Source organism: Sphingobium sp. ba1 (assembly GCF_000743655.1).
GTDB lineage: Bacteria > Pseudomonadota > Alphaproteobacteria > Sphingomonadales > Sphingomonadaceae > Sphingobium.
Map to the genome: position 1 here is coordinate 571,760 of NZ_JPPQ01000069.1, position 7,981 is coordinate 579,740.

The following is a 7,981-nucleotide window of genomic DNA, read 5'->3' on the forward strand; positions in this document are numbered from 1 at the left end:
CGGGCAGGTGGCGCGCACCTATATCGTAGCGGAGGCGGAGGATGGCCTCGTCATCGTCGATCAGCATGCCGCGCATGAACGGCTGACGCTGGAACGGATGCGCCGGGCGATGGAGGGGCAGGGGGTTGCCAGCCAAGCGCTGTTGCTGCCCGAAGTGGTCGAACTGGAAGAGCCCGCCTGCGACCGTCTGGAAGCCCGCGCGCCGGAACTGCGCGATTTCGGGCTGGAATTGGAACGCTTTGGGCCATCGGCCATGCTGGTCCGTGCGGTTCCTGCGATGCTCGGCCAGTCAGACGTGCAGGGGCTGGTGACGGACCTCGCCGACGACCTTGCCGCCTATGACAGCGCCTTGTCGCTGAAGGAACGGCTCGACCTCGTCGCCGCGAGCATGGCCTGCCACGGATCAGTCCGCGCAGGCCGTGTGCTGAGCGTCGCGGAAATGAACGCGCTGCTCAGAGAAATGGAAGTGACTCCGCGATCTGGCCAGTGCAACCATGGAAGACCGACATGGGTAAAGCTGGGCCATGGGGATATTGAGAAGCTTTTTGGGCGGAAATGATCTGGACCCGCCTGTCCCTTATCGAGCCTTAATCACGCCGGCCTTGTCCTCCACATCGCAATCGGGATCATTATGAGCACGGGTTGATCATCCTGGTTGAGGATCGTCACCTTATTGCGCACGATCCCCATTTCCGGGCGACTTTTCGATGCCTTTTTGTCGATCACTTCGCTCGTCCCGCGCAGCGTGTCGCCGGGGCGCAGCGGGCGGAGCCAGCGTAGCTCATCGACGCCGATCGCGCCCAGGCTTGCGGCCTGTCGCCCAGGATTCCTCTGCATCTCGGTGACGAACATCTTCATGAACAGGGCGGTGGTGTGCCATCCGCTGGCCGATAAAGTGCCGAAATGGGTCGTCGCCGCGGCCTCGTCGGACAGGTGGAAGGGCTGGGCGTCGAACTCCGCGGCGAAGGCGATCGTTTCCTCGCGGCTGACCGTCAGCGGCCCGAAGGCGAAGCTGTCGCCGACCTCTATGTCCTCGAAATAGAGAATGTCATCCATCGCCATGCCTATCCTTTTGCAATGGATGCCGTTCTAACACGCCTTACGTTTACGTCAATGTCAGCTGATTTGCAGCGAGGGTTGCCCGCGCGGGACGGTCATCGTCGCCCGCGTGCTGATCGCGCCGCCCGGCATCGACACCTGATCCATCACGCGCGCCTGCGTCGTCCAGGCGTCGGGCGTGACTTCGCAGACCAGATAGCCGCGCTGGTCGTTGATGAATTTCAGCTCGGCGTTGTTCTTCAACATTACATCGCTGCCGGTGCGCAGATTCGACCCGTCGCCGCCCGACGAGATGGAGGTGGACACGAATTCGACCGCCACGGCCTTGTCGCCATTGTCGAGCAGTCCCGCGAAATTCTGATGCTCGTCGCCGGTCAGTACCACGACATTGTCGAGCCCGCGCATCTTGGCCAGCAACCGATTCCGCTGCGCCGTATAGGCGGCCCAAGTGTCGATATTGTAGATTTTCTGGGTCTCGTCGGCATAGCGGCGGCGGTCGAGCGACATCATCATCACCTGCTGCGCCACGCAATTCCATTGGGTCTGGCCGCGCTTCAGATTCTGGACCAGCCAGCTTTCCTCTTCCGGGGAAATGACCTGAGTCTTGCTGTCGTCGATGCCGGGGCAATAGGGTTTGAATCCGTCGTCGCAGGGCTGTTTCGACCGGAAAGAGCGGGTGTCGAGAAAATCGATCGAGAGCAGATCGCCATAGCGCGCTTCGCGATACATATTGGTGATGATCCCGTTGCGCGGCAGCATGGCAGCACGCACGGGCATATATTCATACCAGGCCTGCAATCCCGCCTGACGGCGCAGGCGGAAAATCTCCGGCGGTACAGCTTTCCAATTTTCATCCTGCACCCAATTATTCTCCACCTCATGATCGTCAAAGGTGGGGAACCATGTATGTTTGGCGCGCGCGGCCTGCAGGTCGTAATCGCTCAGATATTGGGCGTAGCGCAGCCGATAGTCCGCGACGTCGAGACAATCCTGGCCGATATGGTTGCGCACATGGGGTACCGGCAGCCCATCCTTGTCATAGTCCGGTCTGCGCTGCTTATATTCATAGATGAAGTCGCCATAATGATAGACGAAGGCAAGATCATCCTCGCGCGCGAGATGGCGGAAAGCGGTAAAATACCCGTCCTCATAATTCTGACACCCGGCGACACCGAATTTCAGCGCCCTGGGACTGGCCGAGGCCGGCGGCAAGGTGCGTGCCCGCCCGCGCGGCGACTGGTCGCCTGCCAGCGCGAAACGATACCAATAGGGCCGGTCGGGCTGCAATCCCGCGACTTCGACATGGACGCTATGGCCAAGTTCAGGCCGTGCGGTCGCCTCCCCCGACGCCACGATCGTCTTGAAACGATCGTCGCTGGCGACTTCCCATTTTACCGGCAGCGGCACCGTCGGCATACCGCCATGCGGCTCGAATGGTTTGGGTGCCAGCTTGGTCCAGATGACAAAGCCGTCCGCCGCCGGATCGCCCGACGTCACCCCCAGCGAAAAGGGATAGCCCGCATACCAGCTTTGCGCCCTCACGATAGCAGGCGCGCCGATCAAGGGCGCGGCGGTGGCAACGGTGAGCAATTGACGGCGGGTGAACATGGCGGCGACCTTCAAGGATGCGATGATTTTATGGCTGTCTCTTAGCGCTTCGCCCTAGCCGCGCAATATGACACATAGATGCAATCTGGTCAGACGATCCACGCCCGCAGGGCGGCCCAACGCTCCGCCTTTTGCGCGCGCGACAGGCTGGCATAGGCACCGCTGGAGGAGGGAAGGTCGATCAGCGTCAGGCCCGGCCGGTCGCCCAACTGCCGCCGCCCCTGCATCGCGGCGGTCTTGCCATTGAAGCCGATCGCTTCGAGCATTGGTAGCCGCGCGACGAACGCCCCCAGATCGCGGACTTCCGCCCCCCGAATGGCCCCGTCAAGGCTCCCCTCACGCTGCGCGCTTTCGATCACATCCCATAGGCCGACGCCCCGTGCTCGTAACCGCTTGAGCCGCATGGCATAGGGTTGGCCGCGCAAATCCTCGCCCAGCACATCGCCCATCAGCGTCCAGAAGGCGTTGCCGCGATGCGCATAATATTCCCCCTGCCGGATCGACGCATCGCCGGGCAAGCTGCCGAGGATCAACAGCCTTGTGTCCGCATCGACGCTGGGCGGGAAGGCGGCCTTGCGCTGCGCAGGCGATGGGCCGGGGCGCAGCGTCACGGGGTCAGACGTTGAAGCGGAACAGCATGATGTCGCCATCCTGCGTCACATATTCCTTGCCTTCCGACCGCCACTTGCCCGCTTCCTTGGCTCCGGCTTCGCCGTTGAACTGGACATAATCGTCAAAGGCCATGGTTTCGGCGCGGATGAAGCCTTTTTCGAAATCGGTATGGATCGCGCCCGCCGCCTGCGGCGCCTTCGCCCCGCGCGCTACGGTCCAGGCGCGTGCTTCCTTGGGGCCAACGGTGAAGAAGGTGATGAGGCCGAGCAGTTCATACCCCGCCCGGATGATCCGCGCGAGACCGGCTTCAGCAAGGCCCAGCGCGTCGAGATATTCCGCCCGTTCCTCGACCGGCATGGTGACGAGTTCGGCCTCGATCGCAGCGGAGACGATCACGGCCTTGGCATTTTCCGCCGCCGCCTTCTCGAACACGCGCGCCGAATGGGCATTGCCGCTCGACGCGCTGTCCTCCTCGACATTGCAGACATAAAGGACGGGCTTGGCGGTGAGCAGTTGTGCCTGCGCGAACAGCCGTGCTTCTTCCTCGTCGCGCGGCACCGTCAATCGTGCGGGCTTGCCGTCTCGCAGCAGGTCTAGCGCCTGACCCAGAACGGCGGCGGCCGCCTTGGCCTCCTTGTCGCCCTGCGCGCCCTTTTTCAACAGGTTGGGAACGCGCTTTTCCAGGCTTTCGAGGTCGGCCAACATCAATTCCGTCTCGACTGTCTCCGCGTCGGCGATCGGATCGACTTTGTTTTCGACATGGGTGATGTCGTCATCCTCGAAGCAGCGCAGCACATGGACGATCGCGTCGGTCTCGCGGATATTGGCCAGGAACTGGTTGCCCAACCCTTCACCCTTGGACGCGCCGCGTACCAGCCCTGCAATGTCCACGAACGCCAGTTGCGTCTCGATGATCTTGGCCGACCCGCCGATCTTTGCAATCGTCTCCAGCCGGGGATCGGGCACGGCCACGCGCCCCTCGTTCGGTTCGATCGTGCAGAAGGGATAGTTCGCCGCCTGCGCCGCCTGCGTCTCGGTCAACGCGTTGAACAGGGTGGACTTGCCCACATTGGGAAGACCGACGATACCACAACGAAAACCCATTTGACTGCCTTTGAAGATCGGAAGGATTGGCGCGCGCGATAGCGCCTTGTGCGCCCCTTGGCCAGTGGCGCGCAAAGGGGTAGGACAAAAGGGCCAATTGCAATGCGCTTCGCACGCGCCACATGGAGCGTCATGACAGACATGCAAAGCCAGGCCCATTGGGTTGACGAGACCGGCCGCCAGTGGCCCAAGCGCTCGGCGCATGAGACGGGTGTGCTCGGTCGATGTCCCCGCTGCGGCGAAGGGCATATCTTCAACGGCTTCCTGACCATGCGCGATCATTGCGAAGTCTGTGGCCTTAATTACAGCTTCGCCGACCCTGCCGATGGCCCGGCCGTGTTCGTGCAATTATTCGCCTGCGTGCCCGGCGTCATTTTCATCATCATGCTCGAAATCATGGCGCGGCCGGGCGTTTGGGTCCATCTGGCCGTTGGCGTGCCGGTGCTGATCCTGACCACCATTTTGCCCATGCGCCCGATCAAGGGCTGGCTGGTCGCCGCGCAGTTCACGATGAAGGCGCAGGAAGCAGGCACGGCGGGCCTGTGGGCGAAACTGCATGACGGCCAAGGGACCAAGCCTTAACCCTATCGCTTACCCAATCCAGTAAGGCACGATCTGCCGATTATCCGGGTCGACATGGATCGGCCGATCGGCGGGCGGAAAGGCCCGCTGGTCGCAGCTTTGGCGAGAACAGAGGCGACAGGTGATGCCGATCGGCGTCGCTGCGCCTTCGACGTCCAGTTGCAGCCCGTCGGCATAGACGAAGTTCGCCGCATGCGCCGTCTCGCACCCCAGCACCACGGCAAAGCGGCGCGGCGTCCGACTATAGCTACCCGATGGCTTGACCAGCCCCTTGGCCATCGAGACATAGCGCACGCCGTCGGGCGTTTCGCCCAGTTGCACGTTGATCCGGTCGGGGATCGCCACCGCCTCATGCACGTTCCATAAAGGGCAAGCCCCGCCGAACCGCGCGAACTGCAACCGGGTTGCGCTGTGCCGCTTAGTGATATTGCCCGCCATGTCGACGCGGCAGAAGAAGAAGGGAATGCCGCGCAGCCCTGGTCGCTGAAGCGTCGAAAGCCGGTGGCAGGCCTGCTCGAAACTGACGCCAAAGGTGCGGGCGAGCCGATCTATGTCGTGGCGCATCGTGCGGGCGGCTTCGCGAAAGGCGGCATAGGGCATCAGCAGCGCGCCTGCCGCGTAATTGCCAAGGCCGATTGCCAAAAGCCGATCCGCGCCAGTGACCGGCAGCCCCGCCTTGCTTACTACATCGGCGATTACCGCCTGGCCCTCCAGCATCATGAGCTGGTGCGCCAGCATGAACTTCCGGCTCTCGGTCGGCAGCGCCGCATTGACGAATAGCCGCTTGGTACTGCTGGTATAGGATCGCAGCGCGCTGTCGGGCGTGTCGGCGATCAGCGTTTCGATGCCATGACGCCGTGCCAGCGCTTCGACCAGCATACCTTCGTCCAGCATCTGCCCTGCGGTAAAGCTGGCAGCCATATCCTCGGCCAGGCAATCGATACTGTGAACATAATTGCCTGCTTCATGAAACCAGTCGCGCGCTGCCTCCCATGGCAGCCGCGCCTGCACCGTGCTGTCGTTGGCGATCGCTTCCTCGATCATGTTGATGCGCTCGTTCGCCCGCAGATGCGCGTTATACAGGTCGAGATAGCGCGCCGCGAATTCTGGGAATTGCAGATGCAATTTCTCGATCCGCTCCGGTTCCAGCGCGACACCAGGTAATTCGGGATGGCTGAGCGCGAAAGTGAAGGCGCCCAGCATCTGCTCATCCTCGCGTGCGTCGAAGCTGGCCCAGTCGGTCGGAAAGGCATTGGCGAGTGCGGCCTTGACCTTGGCGGTGAGGGGACGGTCGTCATTCTCCATCTGGGAGAGGTAGGACACGGATATACTCAACGCCTGCGCCATCGTCGCCTGGTCCATGCGATGGTCGAGGCGCAACTGGCGCAGCCTTGGTCCTGCAAATATACGATTGCCGCGTGCCATGTCTGCGTTCCCTCCTCAGTAGCTCCCAACCGCCGTTCGTTTCGAGCGAAGTCGAGAAACCTGCACGCCCGTTTCTCGACTTCGCTCGAAACGAACGGATGGTGGGGTGTTCGACACTAATTTGCGAAGTCGTGATTTGCAAATTAGCAAATTTACATTTGCGAAAAGTCGCAAAGCTTGGGACAGAGCCGTTATAACACGTCCGCGCAATGACCGGAGAGATATGCCTATGTCGAAGCTCGCCATTATCGAACAGCTTGAAGCCAAGCGCGAAGGTGCGCGCATGGGCGGCGGCCAACGCCGCATTGATGCCCAGCATGGTAAGGGCAAGCTGACCGCGCGCGAGCGGATCGAGGTGTTGCTGGACGAGGACAGCTTTGAAGAGCTGGACATGTATGTCGAGCATAATTGCGTCGATTTCGGCATGGACGAAGCGCATATCCCCGGCGACGGCGTGGTCACCGGATCGGGTACGATCAACGGGCGGCTGGTGTTCGTCTTTAGCCAGGACTTCACCGTCTATGGCGGCGCGGTGTCCGAACGGCACGCGATGAAAATCTGCAAGATCATGGACATGGCGCTGAAGGTCGGCGCGCCGGTGATCGGGCTGAACGACAGCGGCGGGGCGCGGATTCAGGAGGGCGTTGCATCGCTCGCGGGCTATGCCGAGATTTTCCAGCGCAATGTGCTGGCGTCGGGCGTGGTGCCGCAGATCAGCGTCATCATGGGGCCATGCGCGGGCGGCGCGGTTTATTCGCCGGCCATGACCGACTTCATCTTCATGGTGAAGGATAGCAGTTTCATGTTCGTGACTGGGCCGGACGTGGTCAAGACGGTGACGAACGAGGTGGTGACGCAGGAGGAACTGGGCGGCGCGGTGACGCACACGACCAAGTCGGGCGTCGCGGACGTGGCGTTTGAGAATGATATCGAAGCGCTGCTGGCGGTGCGCGATTTCGTCGATTTCCTGCCTGCGTCGAACAAGGAGCCGGTGCCGGAGCGTCCGAGCGCGGACCCATGGGACCGGATCGAGCCGAGCCTCGACACGCTGATCCCCGCCAACGCGAACCAGCCCTATGACATGCACGAACTGATCAAGAAGATCGTGGACGAGGGCGATTTCTTCGAGGTGCAGCCAGCGCATGCAGGCAATATCATCTGCGGCTTTGGTCGGGTCGAAGGCCGGACGATCGGCATCGTCGCCAACCAGCCGTTCGTGCTGGCGGGCGTGCTGGATATCAATTCATCCAAGAAGGCAGGGCGCTTCGTGCGCTTCTGCGATGCGTTCGAAATTCCGATCGTGACGTTGGTGGACGTGCCGGGCTTCCTGCCGGGAACCGCGCAAGAGCATAACGGCATCATCAAACATGGCGCGAAACTGCTGTTCGCCTATGCTGAAGCGACCGTGCCCAAGATCACCATCATCACCCGCAAGGCCTATGGCGGCGCCTATGACGTGATGGCGTCCAAGCATCTGCGTGGCGATCTGAACTACGCCTGGCCGACGGCCGAAATCGCGGTGATGGGGGCCAAGGGCGCGGTGGAGATCATCTTCCGGGGTAAGACGGCAGACGAGATTGCCGAGCGGACG

Annotated in this window: 7 protein-coding genes and 1 pseudogene; 3 read left to right on the forward strand and 5 right to left on the reverse strand. The window is 62.0% G+C overall.

Annotation, left to right across the window (positions count from 1 at the left end):
- Positions 1-559, forward strand: a pseudogene (locus IL54_RS05715) (DNA mismatch repair endonuclease MutL); the annotation flags it as partial.
- A gap of 32 nt (positions 560-591) precedes the next feature.
- Here IL54_RS05715 and IL54_RS05720 read toward each other — a convergent pair.
- From IL54_RS05720 to ychF, 4 genes are all read right to left on the reverse strand, one after another.
- Complete coding sequence (locus IL54_RS05720; protein ID WP_037477891.1) at positions 592-1,056, reverse strand: MaoC family dehydratase; 465 nt, start codon at positions 1,054-1,056, stop codon at positions 592-594.
- A gap of 60 nt (positions 1,057-1,116) precedes the next feature.
- Positions 1,117-2,667, reverse strand: coding sequence for an alkaline phosphatase D family protein (locus tag IL54_RS05725; protein WP_037477892.1), 1,551 nt, complete (start codon positions 2,665-2,667; stop codon positions 1,117-1,119).
- Positions 2,668-2,756: 89 nt separating this feature from the next.
- A complete protein-coding gene (locus tag IL54_RS05730; RefSeq protein WP_037473901.1) occupies positions 2,757-3,278 on the reverse strand; it encodes a DNA-deoxyinosine glycosylase in 522 nt (173 codons plus the stop codon).
- Positions 3,279-3,282: 4 nt separating this feature from the next.
- Positions 3,283-4,383, reverse strand: a complete 1,101-nt coding sequence (gene ychF, locus IL54_RS05735) for a redox-regulated ATPase YchF (protein WP_037477894.1) — start codon at positions 4,381-4,383, stop codon at positions 3,283-3,285.
- Positions 4,384-4,524: 141 nt separating this feature from the next.
- Here ychF and IL54_RS05740 point away from each other — a divergent pair, with 141 nt between their 5' ends.
- On the forward strand, positions 4,525-4,965 hold the full coding sequence (locus IL54_RS05740; protein ID WP_037477895.1) for a DUF983 domain-containing protein: 441 nt from the start codon (positions 4,525-4,527) through the stop codon (positions 4,963-4,965).
- A gap of 9 nt (positions 4,966-4,974) precedes the next feature.
- Here the strand turns inward: IL54_RS05740 and IL54_RS05745 are convergent, their stop codons facing one another.
- Entirely contained in the window at positions 4,975-6,390 is a 1,416-nt protein-coding gene (locus IL54_RS05745) for a helix-turn-helix domain-containing protein (protein ID WP_037473903.1), read from the reverse strand.
- Between the two features lie 229 nt (positions 6,391-6,619).
- Here IL54_RS05745 and IL54_RS05750 point away from each other — a divergent pair.
- A partial coding sequence (locus IL54_RS05750) for an acyl-CoA carboxylase subunit beta (protein ID WP_156106272.1) occupies positions 6,620-7,981 on the forward strand: 1,362 nt, incomplete at its 3' end.

Excerpts from the sequence above, each read along its gene's own strand:
- IL54_RS05720 (WP_037477891.1), bottom strand. The coding sequence starts at position 1,056 with ATGGATGACATTCTCTATTTCGAGGACATAGAGGTCGGCGACAGCTTC.
- IL54_RS05725 (WP_037477892.1), bottom strand. The coding sequence starts at position 2,667 with ATGTTCACCCGCCGTCAATTGCTCACCGTTGCCACCGCCGCGCCCTTG.
- ychF (WP_037477894.1), bottom strand. The coding sequence starts at position 4,383 with ATGGGTTTTCGTTGTGGTATCGTCGGTCTTCCCAATGTGGGCAAGTCC.
- IL54_RS05740 (WP_037477895.1), top strand. The coding sequence starts at position 4,525 with ATGCAAAGCCAGGCCCATTGGGTTGACGAGACCGGCCGCCAGTGGCCC.
- IL54_RS05745 (WP_037473903.1), bottom strand. The coding sequence starts at position 6,390 with ATGGCACGCGGCAATCGTATATTTGCAGGACCAAGGCTGCGCCAGTTG.